Genomic DNA, 14,834 nt, shown 5'->3' with positions numbered 1-14,834 from the left:
GCTATAAGGTTTTCCCGCCAAGGTGCCGGACCAGTGCGTCCACAATAGGCAGTTGCCCTTTGACGAGTTTGGTCCGGGCCTCGGATTCTTCGAACCAGCGGGCGTCGTCGATCTCCGGGAAATCCCTCATGACGCCTGAACCTCTGGGCCATTCCATGGGAAAGGTGTTGCTGATGATTTGCTCCGGCTGGAAGTCACTGGCCTCTGCCGTGAAGGCGGTGATGAGCTTTCCTGAGGGCTGCCGGAAAACGCCCAACAGCTCATAGGTGGCGGCCGGCGGGGGTGAGCCTATTTCCTCAGTGAATTCGCGTTTCGCAGCTGCTAAAGCGTCTTCATCTTCAGGGAACTCGCCTTTGGGAATGGACCAGGCGTGATGATCCTTTCGCGCCCAAAAAGGGCCTCCCATGTGGGCGATCCAGAGCTGCAGTTCGCCACTGCTCACGGTTCGATGGAGAAGAATTCCGGCACTGCGGATGGGCATGTGTCTTCCTGAAGGACGTGCTGCGTAACGGGCTGTCTTATGAGGTACGGATCTGTCCAGACTACTGCGGGGCTTCACCACCGTTATCCAATTGATGTTGAAACAGTCATATTCCATGCCTGTTTCGCTTCCTGCAGCGTCCTTGCTAATTGATAATCGAGGAGTTGCACGTTCCTCGGGGTGGAACGTGACCGCGGCCTCCGGCAATTGCCGGAGGCGTTTCTGGGCGCATCAGCAGGAGGACACAGCTATGGCATCGTCAATGAGGCTCCTTCCAACCGGGGGAAAAAAAGTAATGGGTTTGGCCGTCGTCATGGCGGTTGGTTTATCACTGTTCACGGGCATCAGCCCCTCACACGCCGCGGACACCACGCCCATGGCTGAGGATCCTGGACCGGTGGGCAGCTTTGCTTGGAAAGGGTTCAACTGGCAGAAGCGTTTTTGGGGTGGGGCGCCCATGTACAACGCAAGCTGGGATGCCAACAATGTCAGCAATCCTGATGCCGACGGGTATGTGAAACTCTCCATCACCAACCCCACCGGAACCGCTCCGAAGGGCGCAGAATTTCAGTCCACACGCGAAGGCTTCGGCTACGGCACGTATAGCACCACAGTGGAGAAGGACGTCAGTGCGCTGCAGAAAGAAGTGGTGTGGGGCTGCCTCTTCACCTACGATCCCGCAGCCGAACCGGGATACACGGAGATCGACCTCTGCGAGGCGTCGGCCTGGGGTGGCGGGGCCGCCTACGGGGAAGACTGGCCGGTCACCCAAGGCCACGGGTACTGGTTCGATGCAACGAAGCCTCCAGGCCAGGGCAACAACACCGTCACCTTCGATGTCACGAACGCTCCCATCCTCACCCACCGGATGGTCTGGGAACCAGGCAAGCTGACCTTTGAGACCTTCGCGGGGGAGGGCTACAGCGGAACGCTGCTGAAAAAGACCATCCTGCAAGGATCCACCGTTCCACTTCCGGCAAAAGAACAAATCCACTTCAACCTGTGGGTCACCGGTGGCGGCGGCGGGGATGCGGCTCATGTGGGTCCTGAAACGGTCACTATCCGTGATTTCTCCTTCGTACCGGGGATTCCGCTGACGGCTCCCACTCCTACGGTGACCGGCACGGCAGCTGTGGGTTCAACGCTGACAGCCAACCCCGGAACCTGGACCACCGGAACGGCCCTGACGTATCAGTGGTACCGGAACGGTGCGGCGATCTCCGGTGCCACCGCTGCTACGAGGGTGCTTGCTGCAGCGGACCAGGGAACCAAACTGACGGTAAGGGTGACGGGAACCAAGACCGGTCATGCGACGACCACCAAGGAATCAGCGCCCACAGCCACAGTGGTTGCTGGGACTCTGGTAGCACCCACTCCAACCATCACCGGGACGCTGAGCGTGGGCTTCACACTGACAGCAAACCCAGGTACCTGGACGTCCGGAACCACGCTGACATACCAGTGGTACCGCTCGGGTATTGCGATCACCGGTGCCACCGCCAAGACCTACACCCTGGTAAGCGCTGACCAGGCGGACACCATGAGGGTCAGGGTCACCGGGACCAAAGCCGGTTACACCACGGTGGCCAAGTTCTCTGCGGTTTCGGCTCCGGTCACCTGATCGCCGGGCCACACAGGTAGCTGCGATTAAATGACAAACCCGCAGTTGTGTCGCGCTGGGGGGTAAGCGACACAACTGCGGGACTGCCAGGCCTGGTCAGTTCTTCTGCGCCCTGACGGGGACGATCCTCTTGACGGCGAGGCCGAGCGCCAGCATTGCGAAAGCAGCCAGTGCGAACCAGAAGAGATCTCCTGCTCCGGTCATTGCGAGTGCTCCTGAGCCCATTCCGGCTGCGGTGGCTCCTGCGAGGGGGGCTGCTGGGTTGTTGTACATGAGTCGACTACCAAACTTTCTTTCTGTTGAGTGCTGCATCCAGGTACGCCTTGGCGTGAACGGCCTGGAGGAACATGTCTATGACGGTTTCGTACATGGTTGCGGCCAGCAACATGTACCTCCAGCCCCGGAAGCGCAGGGTTACGATGCGCTCCAGGACGAAGATTGCGGTAACGGCTATCCAGACGGGGTGGAGGTTCAAGCCCGCTCCGGTGGTGAAAGCGAAGATGATGGAGCCGAGGTAGGCCAGCGTCACCATGACGCCGATCATGGACAGGAACTGGCGTCCCCAGTACGGCCTGGTGATTTTGGTCCACCCGTACTGCACACAGTTCTCAACTGCGCCGCGCTTCCAGCGAAGCCTCTGTGCCCAGAGTTCACGCCATGTGGGCATGACCTCGGTGACCAGGGTGCAGTTGGAAGGAGATGCGATGCGGTAGCCGAGGGTCAACAGTGCAAAGGAGAGTTCGTTGTCCTCGGTCAGGACCGAGGTGTCGTAGACGCCGCCCTTGCCGTTGCCCGGAGGAAGTGTGCCCTCCAAGCGGGCTGAAACCACGTCACGCAGGGTCTTGACCCGAAACAGGGCTGCCGTTCCGGTAACTACCAGGCACTTGCCGTGGAGACGCTTCACGTCGCGGGCATAGCGGGCGTACTCGTTGCGCTGCAGGTGTCCGACGAAACCCCCACCGGGGCCGCCGCTGAACACTCCGCCCACTGCGCCGAGCAGTTCGTCGGCCAACAGGTTTTTGGTGGCATTTTCGATGAAATCGAGGGCGAGCTGTGAGTCTGCATCCTGAACCAGGATCAAATCCTCGGGGTCGGCATCGGGAAGAAGCTCGCTGAGGGCGAAGTTCAGGGCTCCGGCCTTCTTGTCCTTGTTGCCGACAGTGCGGAGGACCTCGACGCCCTGGGCAAGCGCAAGAGTCTCGGTGTCGTCGGTGCAGTTGTCCGCCACCACAATGATGCGGTCCGGGCGGCGGGTCTGGTTGTTCAACGAGGTGAGGGTCTCGGTGATGCCGGCGGATTCATTGTGTGCCGGCACCAGGACGGTGACCACGCCACCGGCTGCACGGTGGGATCCCCGGGGGGAGGCGGCCGTGGCCAGTGAGCCTGTTTCGGCCGCGTATTCCGTGATTTCCGCGAGCATTGTGATCCCTCCGTTCGAGCGCTGAAGCGTTGACTCACTTAGAGTTCCAACGCCAACGCAAGAAATGCGCAGGGAAAGCGTCAAGGAAATATCAAGGTTTGCTCAGGACTTGGGGAATGCCGTCACGAAGAGGTTTCGAGCACCACTCGTACGTTTTGAACGCTTCCGGGAGGGAGTTTTAAACGCAAGAGGACGACGCCGGCAAATACCGGCGTCGTCCTCTTGCGTTGGTGTGAGCTGCTTAGCGGCTCAGGCTCACGGTGAAGGTTTTGGGTCCGCTCAGGGTGACTGCGATTCCGCAGTTTTCTGCAGCTGCCCGGTGTGAGAGGGACTGGACGGCGGCATCGATGGTGTGGTCGATGGCCGACTTGTCCCAGATTTTCAGCGTGATGGAGTCAGTATGTGTCGTCATTGTCAGTACTTTCACTCAGGCCGTTAACAGCCCCAAGCCTCTTCGCCCGGGGCCGCATCCTCGTCGGTGAGGATTGCTGATTCAGCTTGTATGGGAACGAATTCCCTCATTCATGGTTCATGGTGCCCGCCATGGTTGACAAGCTAATCCGGACAAGTGTGACCGATTACACGTTGCTCATTACTCTGTGTAACCGGTGCTGACAGTGAGCTCCCACCATCGGTCCAACCCGCTGCCGCCCTTGGTCAGCCGTTGACGTAGCCCATGTGCTGGGCGTTGTACCGATCACCGTGGACGCCGATGCTCCGGACGATCGCGTCGAGGTCGGCGCGCTCATCGGCGGAAAGCGCGACCTGCGTTGCGGCCACGTTTTCCTGGATGCGCTCGGTGCGGCGGGTGCCCGGGATCGGCACGATCCACGGCTGCTGCATCAGCAGCCAGGCCAGGGCAATCTGCCCGGGCGTCGCCCCCTTCGCCGCTGCGAGCGTCTTCACGTGGTCAACGAGTGCCTGGTTGGCCGCGAGATTCCCTGCCTCGAAACGCGGGACCCGGGAGCGGATGTCCCCCTCGGTGAAGCTGGTGGAGGTGTCCACGGTGCCGGTGAGGAACCCTTTGCCCAGCGGGCTGAACGGTACGAACCCGATGCCGAGCTCGGCAAGGACAGGCAGCACCTCGGCCTCGGGGTCGCGCGTCCAGAGCGAATATTCGCTCTGGACAGCAGTGACTGGGTGCACTGCGTGAGCACGACGGACGGTGTCCGCGGAGGCCTCCGAGAGGCCGAAGTGCTTGACCTTGCCCTCGGCGATGAGTTCGCTGATCGTGCCGGCGACGTCCTCGATCGGCACGGCGGGGTCAACCCGGTGCTGGTAGAACAGGTCGATCACATCGGTACGCAGCCGCTTTAGAGATTCCTCTGCGACGCGGCGAATCTGGTCTGGCCGGCTGTCGAGGCCGACGCTCTTGCCGTCGCGAATGTCCCAACCGAACTTGGTGGCGATGACGATTTGGTCGCGGATCGGCTCCAGAGCCTCACCAACCAGTTCCTCGTTGACGTAGGGCCCGTAGGCCTCTGCGGTGTCGAAGAAGGTGACCCCTTCATCGACGGCCGAGCGCAGCACGGCGACCATCTCGTCCCTGCTGCCGGGGTTGGGACCATAGCTCTGGGACATGCCCATGGCCCCTAGTCCCAGTGCGGAGACCTTCAGGCCCTGGCCGAGTGTTCTGGTGTGCATGATCAGTCCTTCGTGGTGAGCGTGTCCTTGAGTGGCGGAAGCCCGCCAAGCGACGGTGCCCTGGGACCGCCAGTCCGGGCCTGCAGGAACTGGCCTGCATCGTCCCTGGTATTCATACAGACAACGCTATTCCGGCCACCGCCGCAGAGGGAGTCCCCACTGGTACCCCCTTCACTGGAGACTCCACTGATCCCTTAGGCCGGCGGCAAATCCAGGGTGTAGACCACCAACTGCACCTTCGGCGCAGGCCGCTCCTTCTCACGTTCCGGTCGGCGGACGTAGCCCAGGCGCCGGTAGAGGCGCTGAGACGTCTCATTGTCGACGGCGGTGTCCAGCACCACGCGCCCGGCACCACGGGATGCGGCGAGGCGGGCGGATTCGTCGAGGAGTTTTTGGCCAAGACCCGTACGGCGGGCCTCAGGGAGCACAGCCAGCAACCTGAGTTCCACCTCGCCTTCTTCTGCCTGCCGGCTGAGGTATGAGCCAAAGGGCAGGAGGCTGGCAGTACCCACCAGGCGCCCGGCTTCTTCGTCTGCCGCAACCAGCAGCACACCTTCGCGGGCCCTGGCCGCAGCATCCAGCAAAAGGCCGAGGCGCTCTTCGTCGGGCTGATGCGCGCCTGGGAGATGATGACCGAACCCTTCGTACGTCAGCCGCCCCACGGCGTCGTACTCTTCCGGAAGCGCCTCGCGGATCACATACGTGTCGGCGGCGACGGTCTGCGTGGTGGTCATGATTGTCCTTTCGGCTGTGGATCGAGTCCGAGGTGCGATTTCAGCGTGGCCCCCGTGTATTCAGTGCGGGCCAGTCCGCGCTCCTGCAGCAACGGGATGACGCCGGAGGTGAAGCGCTCCAAGTCCTGGGGGAGGAGGGAGAACATCAGGTTGAACCCGTCGGCGGCGCCTTCGGCGTGCCAGCGCTCCAAGGAATCGGCCACGTGCTGCGGGGTGCCGATGAAGTCGTGGTTTCGTTTGTCGCCTGTGAGTATTGAGTAGAGGTCCTTGAGCGTGACCTCTTCCTCACGTCCATGGATCTGTTCCCCGGCGGAGCGAAAATCGGTCCGCGGCCGCGCGATGGTGGGAATGCCGGACTGGGCTACCGTGGCGTCCGCTCCCAGCCCGGTGAAGTCGAGTTGACCCGCGAAGTATTCCTGCAGGAAGTCCAGGACCTGCTGATCGGTGATGAGGCTGTCCAGCTCGCGGATGTGTTCTACGGCTTCCTCGCGGGTCTCCGCAACAACGGGCGAGATGGCTTGGTAGACGTAGAGTTCGTCTGGATTCCGTCCGAATGCCTCTGCCTGGGCACGGACCGAGTCCCTGTATTTTCTCGCCTGGGGAATGTCCGCGTGGCTGGCAAACAAGGCGTTGGCGAATCGTGCCCCCAGCTGCTGCCCCGGAACCGAGGTGCCCGCCTGCGCCAACAAGGGAGAGTGCTGTGGGGAGGGCCCGATGTTGAGCGGACCGGCAACTTTGAAGAACTCGCCCTTGTAGTCCAGCCGGCTGAGTTTGTGGCGGTCGAAGAACCTGCCGGCCTCCTTGTCGTAAAGGAAAGCGTCCTGGTCCCATGAATTCCACAGGCCCTGGGTGACCTCGACGAACTCTTCGGCGCGGCGGTACCGCAGGCTGTGGTCGAAGTGCTCATCGGCGTTGAAATTACCTGCCGTGCTGTTGGTCAGGTCCCGGGTGGTGACGATGTTCCAACCGACGCGGCCACCACTGATGTGGTCCGCGGTAAGAGCTGCTCGGGCAAAGTTGTAGGGCTCGTCATAAGAGGTGGAGGACGTGGCGATGAGGCCGATCCTGTTGGTGACCGCGCCAAGGGCCGTGACCAGGCCGATGGGGTCGAACCTGTTGAGGATACCCGGGTTGGACGTCTCGTCGATCGCCAGGGAGTCGCCCAGGAAGATCGCATCGAACTTGGCGTCCTCAGCGATCCTTGCCAGCCGCACCTGGTGTTCAAAGTCAATGCTGGCCTTCGGGAACGCTGTTTCGTGGCGCCATGAAGCCAAGTGGATGCCGGTGCCCACCAGGTAGGCGAAGAAGTGGATCTGCTGGCGTTCACGGGTGAGTATCTGGTTCATGGGCCTGTTCAGTGCTGTTCGGAGTCAGGAAATGGTTGAGGGACGGCGGCGCTCTGTGGCGCAGGGCCGCCGCCCCTCGCGTGCTACTTGGTCTTCTTGATGGCCTCTTCTTCAGCGGTCAGGACTTCCTGCAGCTTGGCCGCTGTCCAGTCAGCCTTGAACTGAAGGTTGCCGTCGTTGAGCTTGGTCACCGAAGCCTCAACTTCGGGCGTGTGATAGGCGTCGACGATCTTCTTCCACGTGGGATCGTCCTTGCGGTCAGCCTTCACCACGAAGCCGTTGATGTAAGGCGCCAGGGATTCCGAATTCAGGTCTTCCTTGAAGATGATCTTCTCGTCGCCCAGTCCGCCTTTCTGGGCCTGCGTGTTGTTGACGACTGCGGCATCCGTGGTTCCCTTGAGCGCGTTCACCGTCTGGTTGCTGTCCACCGGGACAACCTTGATCCTGCTCGAGGTGATCTCTGCGGGTGTGGACAGCGAGTTGCCGCCATCCTTGAGCTGGAGAAGTCCTGCGGTCTGCAGGTTCAGCAGGGCGCGCGCCTGGTTGGTGGGGTTGTTGGGGATGGCAACCTCGGCATCGGCCGGCAGTTCCTCCACGGATTTGAACTTCTCCGAGTACAACGCCAGCGGGTACACGGCCGTCGCGCCAACAGGAACCAGGGTGCCGTTGCTGTTGACGTTGAACTGGGACAGGTACTTCAGGTGCTGGAACAGGTTGATGTCCACCTGGCCCTGCTGGGTGGCGGTGTTGATCTGGGCACCATCGGTGAAGTTCTTGACCTCAAGGTCGATGCCCTGATCCTTCAGCTTGTTCTTCAGGAGGGTCCAGTGCTCCTCGGCACCGTCGTCCACACCGATGACCACCTTGGTGTTGGCGCTGGTTGACGAACCACTTGACGCGCCCCCGCAAGCCGAGAGCGATAGGGCGGCAACCAGGCCGACGGCGGCAACTAACAAGCGGTTCTTCATGATGCTTCTCCGTACAAAGGGTCTTGATGCGAATGGAAGGTACGGGGTGTTCCCCCTGCCTCACGCTAGGCAGTTGGCCCCGTGGGAATCGAACGCCTTCGCAACACTCCGACGCGCATCGTCAAGGAAAGAAACCGCAGGTCACAGGGGGTCATTGGGTTCGATGCGAGCGCTGTGGCGCTGTTGGAATGGGCATCCAATCAACCCCAAAAGGAGGCTCCGGTGAGCGCGATCGTTTCGCTGCGCGGCGTCAGCAAACTGTTCCTGGTCCAAGGAAGCAACCGCGGCCAGCGCACGGAACCAGTGCGCGCCGTCGACAACGTCAGCCTGGACATCGAAGAGGGGACGGTCGTTGGCATTGTCGGCTACTCCGGTGCCGGAAAATCCACGCTGGTGCGCCTGCTCAACGGCCTGGAACGACCCACCCAGGGCCAGGTGTTCGTCAAGGGCCAGGACATTTCCTCGCTCCCCGAAGGCCAGCTGCGCAAGGTCCGCGCCGGCATCGGCATGATCTTCCAGCAGTTCAACCTCCTGAAGTCCCGCACTGTCTGCGGAAACGTGGCCTATCCGCTCAAAGTGGCTGGTTGGCCCAAAGAGAAGATCAAGCCGCGCGTGGACGAACTCTTGGAGTTCGTGGGCATCGCAGACAAAGCCGGTTACTACCCGCGGCGGCTCTCCGGCGGGCAGCAGCAACGCGTGGGCATCGCCCGTGCGCTGGCGAACGCCCCGGACATTTTGCTCGCCGATGAAGCCACCAGCGCCCTGGACCCGGAGACCACCCGCGACGTCCTGCGCCTGCTCCGGCGCATCAACAAAGAACTCGGAACCACCGTTGTAGTGATCACTCACGAAATGCACGTCGTGCGCGAAATCTGCGACACCGTGGTGATGATGGAATCCGGCCGCGTGGTGGAAGCTGGGCCGACGTACTCCGTGTTCGCCGATCCCCAGAGCGACTCCACCCAGCGCTTCGTCTCCACGGCTGTGCACGGCACACCGGAACCGGATACGGTCACCCGGCTTGCTGCCGCGCATCCGGGCCGGCTCGTCTCCATCGGCATCTCCGAGGCTGCGCCCACTCCCTTGGTTGCTGCCACCTTTGAACGCCACGGTGTCGGCTCCAGTGTCGTGTTCGGCGGTGTCACCGAGATCCAGAACAAGATCCTCGGGACACTGACCTACGAACTCACCGGCAGCGACGACGCCATTGACGCCGCGCTCGCCGACTTAGGCGAGATCACCGCCGTCGAACGCCAAACGGCCGCCGTCGAGCAAAAGACGGCCTCCGCAGACAGTGCCGTACCGGGCATTCCAGCCCCTGTCCCCGCGAACGCCGGAGAATAGCCATGACCGACTGGACAACCCTCCTGCCCGTCCTGGGCGAATCATTCCAACAGACCATCTACATGGTGGTCATCACCGTGCTGCTGAGCGGCGCCGCCGGGCTCGCTCTGGGTGTCACGCTCTACGCCACCAGGCCGGGAAACCTGTTCGCCAACAAGGCGGTGTTCTCGGTCCTGAACTTCCTGGTCAACATCATCCGGCCCATCCCGTTCATCATCTTCATCACGGCCATCGCCCCGCTGACACTGATCGTGATGGGGACAACCATCGGTACTACTGCGGCGATCCTGCCCATGGCGCTCATGGCCGGCGTCGTGATTGGGCGTGTGGTGGAGCAGAACCTGGTGGCCTCCGATCCCGGTGTTGTGGAAGCCGCCCGGGCCATGGGTGACAGCCGCTTGCACATCCTGTGGTCCGTGGTGATTCCCGAGTCGCTGGCACCGCTGATCCTGGGCTACACGTTCATGATCATCGCCATCGTGGATATGTCCGCCATGGCCGGGTACATCGGCGGCGGTGGCTTGGGCAACTTCGCCATCATGTACGGCTACCAGCAGTTCAACTGGGAGGTCACGCTCGTGACCGTCCTGATCATCATCGTCATGGTCCAGGCCGCGCAGTTACTGGGCAACTTCCTCGCCCAGCGCATCCTCCGTCGCTGACTCTTCCCCCAGGAGAACAACAATGCCTATCGAATTCCTCGGCATGGGTGCCGGCAACGACTCCACTGAGACGTCTCCAGCCACGACGTCCTTCTTCGACCCCCAATACGCGGCCCGTATCGCCAGGATCCACGAGGACAACAATTGGGACCACGTCCTGTTCGCCTACAACTCCACCACACAGGATCCCTCAGTCCACGCGGCATGGGTTGCAGCAAATACTGAACGGATCCAGTTGAGGTTGGCGCACCGCCCCAACGTTTCCCACCCGACGTTCGCAGCGCGATCCTTCCTGACGTTGGACCACATTGCGCAAGGCCGGTTGACCGTGCACTTCATCACCGGCGGCAGCCAGGCGGATCAGGCCCGCGAAGGCGACTTCCTTGCCAAGGATGCGCGCTATGGCCGAACGCAGGAGTACATGCAGATCGTGCGGCGGGTATGGTCCGGTGGGTCATTCGATTGGTCCGGCGAGCATTACCGATTTGAAAACTTTGCCTCTGGCTTGGGGCCCTTTGCCGGCAAGCGTCCAGGCATTTCCTTCGGTGGGTCCTCCGAGGCGGCGTGGGAGGTGGGCGCTGCAGAGGCTGACATCTACGCACTGTTCGGCGAACCCCTTGCCGATGCCGCATCGCAACAGGAGCAGATCCTTGCGCGGGCCGCTGCCTTGGGACGGGTTGAATCATTGCGCTGGCAAATTGCCTTCCGACCCATCGTGGCGGCAACGGACGAGTTGGCGTGGGAGAAGGCGCACGCCATCCTGAGTACCTTCGAGGCGCGGCGGTCGGCCGGCGAGGTGATTGATCCTGTCCGGCATTACAACCAGAAGCCCGAGGCCGCCGGCACCCAGCGACTCCTCGCCGCGGCCGAGCGCGGGGACCTCCACGACCGCGCGCTGTGGACGGCCCTCGCCAAAGCGGCAGGTGGCGGGGGAGGAAGCGCGACGGCGTTGGTTGGCTCCTACGACACTGTCACCCAGGCGATCCTGGACTACCACGACCTCGGATTCGAGATCTTCGGTCTCCGTGGCTACGACTTCGTTCCTGATGCCCTTGAGTTCGGGCAGCACGTCATTCCACAGCTGAAGCAGGAAGTGGCGCATCGGGAGCAGGGCCGCACCGCCGAGGAAATCCGGGCAGGCCATGCCGCCGCCCGGGCACGCGTCGTGGGCGTACCTTCCTGACCCACTGTCAGCGCCACAACCAGCAATATCAAAGCTTTTTGGTTGTTTCTCAGCATCCAAGCGGCAAAGCAGGTCAGGAAGGAACGCTATGAGAAGCCACGGAAACCACGCTAAACGTTCCGCCCTGTGGCTTTGCCTGGGCGCAGGATTCATCACGCTGTTGGACCAGTCAATGTTCGTGCTGGCGGTACCGGCTATGTCTGCGTCCCTGCACGCTGATTCCGGGTCCGTGCAGTGGATCCTGGCTAGCTACTCCCTGGCGTTCGGCGTCGCGCTGGTTCCGGCGGGCAGACTGGGCGACATCGTGGGACGGCGCACGCTCTTCATGCGGGTATCGCTGTTTTCGGGGCCTCCAGCTTGGTGGGTGGCCTGGCCACGGACCCATCGCTTGTCATCGTCGCCAGGCTCCTCCAAGGACTCGGCGCGGGGACCTTGAATCCGCAGGTGCTTGGACTCCTGCAGGACATCTATTCCGGGCATGACCGCGCCAAAGCCCTCGGCGCCTACGCTGCCGCCGGGGGTTCGGCTGCGGTCTGCGGACCGCTGCTCGGCGGAGTGGTTCTTTCCTTGGGCGACCCATCTATCGGCTGGCGGATCCTGTTCCTCGCCAACGTTCCCTTGGTGCTGATCCTGGTTACCCTTGCCTTCCGGCTCCTCCCGAGGCCTGCCATCAAACACCCCGACGACGGAACCGCGAAACCCTCCATCGACGTCCTGGGTGCCTTGCTGCTCGGCGGAGTGGTGATCGCCTCGCTCATTCCCACGATCTACGGTGCGGGCATCATTGCAGTGACATCGCTGGCGGTCGGTGCGGGGATGTTTCTGGCCTTCGCCTTCTGGGAGCTCCTTTATCACCGGCGCGGCCGAACCCCGTTGCTCAGTGCCTCCCTGGTGAAATCAAGGGGCTACGCCTTGGGTACGGTGGTGGCGCTCTGCCAGTTCGGCGTCGGTGCCGGAATGGCCGCCCTGACTGCCTTCTACTTCCTCTCCGGGACAGGGATGGCGCCGTTGGCGGCCGCAGCGATCCTCGCGCCGCAAGCAGCAGGAATGCTGTTGGCGTCCAGCTTCAGTTGGCGCTTCGTGGCCCGCTACGGTCGCGCCGGGATCCTCTACGCACTGGTGGGCAGCCTGGCCTGTCTGATTGCCAAGGACCTCTTCGTGCAAGGGCTCGACGGCGGTACGGCGGCTCTGGCGGTGGCCGCCGTCGGACTTATCCAAGGTGTGGCAACAGGCCTTGTGGTGGCGCCAAACCAGACACTCACGCTTGCCCATGCGCCCGCAGGTGCCGCAGGGGTGGCTGCAGGCTTCTACCAGCTCAGCCAACGTTTCGCGGCGGCCCTGTGCTCAGCTGCGGCCGCAGGCATGTTCCTTCAGGCGCACGGAGCGGCCACCGGCCAAGCCTCCAAGGACGCCTTCCACCAGGGCATCGTGATGTGCTGCGTTTTGCTGGGGCTCGCGCTGCTCGCCGGCGGACTCGACTGGCAGCGCGAGGCAAGGAACCGCAGAATCGCACGTGCCGTCGTCGTGACCTCAGGAAAGGAAGCCGCGACGACGGCGGGAGTGCAACCGCCGGAACGTCCGACGGCGGGAGGTACTCAGCGTTCGGAGGCCACCGAATCGGTGGATGCCTGAGCCGATCCGACAGGCGGCGCCGATTCGACGGGCGGGGCGGTCGGCCCGGTGGTGGGGATGCCGGCGTCGCGCAGGGCCGGGAAGCCGCCGTCCACGTGGACGGCGTTGGCGTAGCCGAGGACCTGGAGCTTCTGCGCGACGGGACGTGAACCGTTGACGGAGCCGCAGAACACCACGATCTTCTGGTCCGTACCGCTGAGCTGGGCCAGGCGGTGGGCGGACTCCGGGCTGAAGTCCTCCTCCACATGCTCGCGGTTGACCACCACGGCACCGGGGACGGCTCCGGTGCTGGCGCGGCCCCCTTCGCTGCGGACATCGATCAGCAGCGCGCCTTCTTCGAAGAGTTTGGCCGCTTCCTGGGCGGTGATCAGCTGGGTATCCTGCACGTCGTTTTCCGGTACGGCGGTTTCGATGGACATGGTGCTCCCTTTGTTGGTGGTGGGTGGAAAATCGGAAAGCTAGAGACCCCACGCCTCGGCGAGCAACTGGTACGAGCTCTGCCGATCGGCGGGGTCATGGGCAATGGTGGTGATGAGCAGTTCCTGGGCGCCTGTGGCCCGCTGCAGAGTGCGCAGCTTGTCCCTGACCTGGTGCGGGTCGCCCACCAGCCGGGTGTCCACACGGTCTTTGACAAGGTCTTTGGCGTCAGCATCCAAGGGCAAATCCAAGGCATCCTCCGGGGAGGGGTAGGGGATGGCGCCCTGTCCGCTGCGAATACCGTGTACCCACTGGCCATAGCCGCGGGCGAGGCGCTGTGCTTGGTGTTCGTCCGGGGCCACCAGCACGTCCGCCGAGACGATCACCTGTGGTTCCTGCAGGGAAGCAGACGGTTCAAAGTGGGCCCGGTATTCGGCAATGGAGTCCAGGACGCCGGCCGGGGCTACGTGATAATTCGCGCCGAAGGGAAGGCCCAACTTGCCGGCGAGGCGGGCGCTGGGACCCGCTGTTGAACCGTGGATCCAGAACTGTGGCGACTGCCCGAGGGCCGGCGTCGCGGTGACTTCCTCGCCATGCCTGGTGCGGTACCCGCCGGTGAAGAACCCGATGATGTCCTGGACGTCGTTCTCGAAGTTGTCGGTATCTCCCGGGAAGCGGCCCAGCAGTTCACCTTGCAAACGGAACTTCCTGGGGAGGACGGCACCGAAGATGGGCCGCGGCGCTGGGATCAGCAGACCGTCAACCACGCGATCGTCTGGTGTGTCAGTCGGGGGCACTACTCCGGGAACCGGATCGCTGGGCGACTTCGGCGGCCCGGAACGCCCAAAGCCAAGGTCCACACGGTCCGGGAACACCGCAGCAAGAGTGCCGATGCTCTCCGCAATCTGGAGCGGCCTGTAATTTCCCAACAAGGTGGCTGCCGTGCCGACACGGATGGTTTTGGTGGCCGACGCAACCAACCCGGCGAGGATGTGCGGGGCAGAACCAGCAACGCCGGTGTTGAGGTGGTGCTCGGCCAGCCAGTACCGCGAGTACCCTGCAGCCTCAGCGACGCCGGCGAGGGCGAGTGTGCTGCGCAGGGCGTCGCCGGGGGTCTGCCCGGCGGAAACCGGAGTCAGGTCAAGAACGGACAGGGGAGTGACGGAATGCTTCGGCATGGGACGACACTACGGACGCACCCGCACAGGCCAAAGCCCAACAGTCACCCCGCTCAATGGGGCTAAATCCTACGAAATCCTGCGAAACGGACCGTCACAAGTGAGCCGCGAAAGACGTACCAGGAGGGCGCCGCGGACAGGCTAGGGTAGGGACATTTCCGAACAAATAGCACCGAACACTCACAGTCATTTCCTGTCAAACCC

Annotated in this window: 13 protein-coding genes and 1 pseudogene; 5 read left to right on the top strand and 9 right to left on the bottom strand. The window is 62.9% G+C overall.

Features of this window, described 5'->3' with window-relative positions:
- Position 1: 1 nt before the first annotated feature.
- Positions 2 to 481, bottom strand: coding sequence for an NUDIX hydrolase (locus tag ABIE35_RS14485; protein WP_354515934.1), 480 nt, complete (start codon positions 479 to 481; stop codon positions 2 to 4).
- 295 nt (positions 482 to 776) lie between these two features.
- Here ABIE35_RS14485 and ABIE35_RS14480 point away from each other — a divergent pair, with 295 nt between their 5' ends.
- Positions 777 to 2,102 (top strand): hypothetical protein, encoded by a 1,326-nt coding sequence (locus tag ABIE35_RS14480; RefSeq protein WP_354515933.1) that lies wholly within the window; start codon positions 777 to 779, stop codon positions 2,100 to 2,102.
- Between the two features lie 280 nt (positions 2,103 to 2,382).
- Here the strand turns inward: ABIE35_RS14480 and ABIE35_RS14475 are convergent, their stop codons facing one another.
- The 6 genes from ABIE35_RS14475 to ABIE35_RS14450 all read right to left on the bottom strand — a co-directional run bounded on the left by ABIE35_RS14475 (position 2,383) and on the right by ABIE35_RS14450 (position 8,214).
- Positions 2,383 to 3,522, bottom strand: coding sequence for a glycosyltransferase family 2 protein (locus tag ABIE35_RS14475; RefSeq protein WP_354515931.1), 1,140 nt, complete (start codon positions 3,520 to 3,522; stop codon positions 2,383 to 2,385).
- Between the two features lie 241 nt (positions 3,523 to 3,763).
- Positions 3,764 to 3,934: a hypothetical protein gene (locus tag ABIE35_RS14470; RefSeq protein WP_198318270.1), complete on the bottom strand. Its 171-nt coding sequence runs from the start codon at positions 3,932 to 3,934 to the stop codon at positions 3,764 to 3,766.
- Positions 3,935 to 4,179: 245 nt separating this feature from the next.
- A complete protein-coding gene (locus ABIE35_RS14465; protein ID WP_354515929.1) occupies positions 4,180 to 5,166 on the bottom strand; it encodes an aldo/keto reductase in 987 nt (328 codons plus the stop codon).
- 194 nt (positions 5,167 to 5,360) lie between these two features.
- The gene (locus ABIE35_RS14460; RefSeq protein ID WP_354515927.1) at positions 5,361 to 5,900 is read right to left on the bottom strand and encodes a GNAT family N-acetyltransferase; all 540 of its coding nucleotides are present in this window, start codon (positions 5,898 to 5,900) and stop codon (positions 5,361 to 5,363) included.
- Complete coding sequence (locus ABIE35_RS14455; protein WP_354515925.1) at positions 5,897 to 7,246, bottom strand: LLM class flavin-dependent oxidoreductase; 1,350 nt, start codon at positions 7,244 to 7,246, stop codon at positions 5,897 to 5,899. The genes ABIE35_RS14460 and ABIE35_RS14455 overlap by 4 nt, the downstream gene beginning before the upstream one ends.
- An 83-nt stretch (positions 7,247 to 7,329) precedes the next feature.
- Complete coding sequence (locus tag ABIE35_RS14450) at positions 7,330 to 8,214, bottom strand: MetQ/NlpA family ABC transporter substrate-binding protein (protein WP_354515923.1); 885 nt, start codon at positions 8,212 to 8,214, stop codon at positions 7,330 to 7,332.
- A gap of 222 nt (positions 8,215 to 8,436) precedes the next feature.
- Between ABIE35_RS14450 and ABIE35_RS14445 the strand changes: the two genes are divergently transcribed.
- From ABIE35_RS14445 to ABIE35_RS14430, 4 genes and pseudogenes are all read left to right on the top strand, one after another.
- Positions 8,437 to 9,558 (top strand): methionine ABC transporter ATP-binding protein, encoded by a 1,122-nt coding sequence (locus ABIE35_RS14445; RefSeq protein ID WP_354515921.1) that lies wholly within the window; start codon positions 8,437 to 8,439, stop codon positions 9,556 to 9,558.
- 2 nt (positions 9,559 to 9,560) lie between these two features.
- Positions 9,561 to 10,220 (top strand): methionine ABC transporter permease, encoded by a 660-nt coding sequence (locus ABIE35_RS14440; protein WP_311213624.1) that lies wholly within the window; start codon positions 9,561 to 9,563, stop codon positions 10,218 to 10,220.
- A 22-nt stretch (positions 10,221 to 10,242) separates the two neighbouring features.
- Positions 10,243 to 11,403: an LLM class flavin-dependent oxidoreductase gene (locus ABIE35_RS14435; RefSeq protein WP_354515919.1), complete on the top strand. Its 1,161-nt coding sequence runs from the start codon at positions 10,243 to 10,245 to the stop codon at positions 11,401 to 11,403.
- Positions 11,363 to 13,035: pseudogene (locus tag ABIE35_RS14430) on the top strand (MFS transporter). The gene ABIE35_RS14435 and the pseudogene ABIE35_RS14430 overlap by 41 nt, the downstream one beginning before the upstream one ends.
- Here the strand turns inward: ABIE35_RS14430 and ABIE35_RS14425 are convergent.
- Together ABIE35_RS14425 and ABIE35_RS14420 are read right to left on the bottom strand one after the other, a co-directional pair.
- Complete coding sequence (locus tag ABIE35_RS14425; protein WP_354515917.1) at positions 12,999 to 13,454, bottom strand: rhodanese-like domain-containing protein; 456 nt, start codon at positions 13,452 to 13,454, stop codon at positions 12,999 to 13,001. The pseudogene ABIE35_RS14430 and the gene ABIE35_RS14425 overlap by 37 nt on opposite strands.
- Before the next feature lie 39 nt (positions 13,455 to 13,493).
- Positions 13,494 to 14,630: an LLM class flavin-dependent oxidoreductase gene (locus tag ABIE35_RS14420; protein ID WP_354515915.1), complete on the bottom strand. Its 1,137-nt coding sequence runs from the start codon at positions 14,628 to 14,630 to the stop codon at positions 13,494 to 13,496.
- Positions 14,631 to 14,834 lie beyond the last annotated feature (204 nt).

Source organism: Paenarthrobacter sp. 4246 (genome assembly GCF_040546855.1).
Classification (GTDB): domain Bacteria; phylum Actinomycetota; class Actinomycetes; order Actinomycetales; family Micrococcaceae; genus Arthrobacter.
The sequence above is the reverse complement of the archived record's forward strand: the minus strand, read 5'-3'. Positions and strand labels throughout refer to the sequence as shown.

Excerpts from the sequence above, each read along its gene's own strand:
- ABIE35_RS14420 (WP_354515915.1), bottom strand. The coding sequence starts at position 14,630 with ATGCCGAAGCATTCCGTCACTCCCCTGTCCGTTCTTGACCTGACTCCG.
- ABIE35_RS14455 (WP_354515925.1), bottom strand. The coding sequence starts at position 7,246 with ATGAACCAGATACTCACCCGTGAACGCCAGCAGATCCACTTCTTCGCC.
- ABIE35_RS14475 (WP_354515931.1), bottom strand. The coding sequence starts at position 3,522 with ATGCTCGCGGAAATCACGGAATACGCGGCCGAAACAGGCTCACTGGCC.
- ABIE35_RS14470 (WP_198318270.1), bottom strand. The coding sequence starts at position 3,934 with ATGACGACACATACTGACTCCATCACGCTGAAAATCTGGGACAAGTCG.
- ABIE35_RS14485 (WP_354515934.1), bottom strand. The coding sequence starts at position 481 with ATGCCCATCCGCAGTGCCGGAATTCTTCTCCATCGAACCGTGAGCAGT.
- ABIE35_RS14435 (WP_354515919.1), top strand. The coding sequence starts at position 10,243 with ATGCCTATCGAATTCCTCGGCATGGGTGCCGGCAACGACTCCACTGAG.
- ABIE35_RS14480 (WP_354515933.1), top strand. The coding sequence starts at position 777 with ATGGGTTTGGCCGTCGTCATGGCGGTTGGTTTATCACTGTTCACGGGC.
- ABIE35_RS14460 (WP_354515927.1), bottom strand. The coding sequence starts at position 5,900 with ATGACCACCACGCAGACCGTCGCCGCCGACACGTATGTGATCCGCGAG.
- ABIE35_RS14450 (WP_354515923.1), bottom strand. The coding sequence starts at position 8,214 with ATGAAGAACCGCTTGTTAGTTGCCGCCGTCGGCCTGGTTGCCGCCCTA.
- ABIE35_RS14465 (WP_354515929.1), bottom strand. The coding sequence starts at position 5,166 with ATGCACACCAGAACACTCGGCCAGGGCCTGAAGGTCTCCGCACTGGGA.
- ABIE35_RS14425 (WP_354515917.1), bottom strand. The coding sequence starts at position 13,454 with ATGTCCATCGAAACCGCCGTACCGGAAAACGACGTGCAGGATACCCAG.
- ABIE35_RS14440 (WP_311213624.1), top strand. The coding sequence starts at position 9,561 with ATGACCGACTGGACAACCCTCCTGCCCGTCCTGGGCGAATCATTCCAA.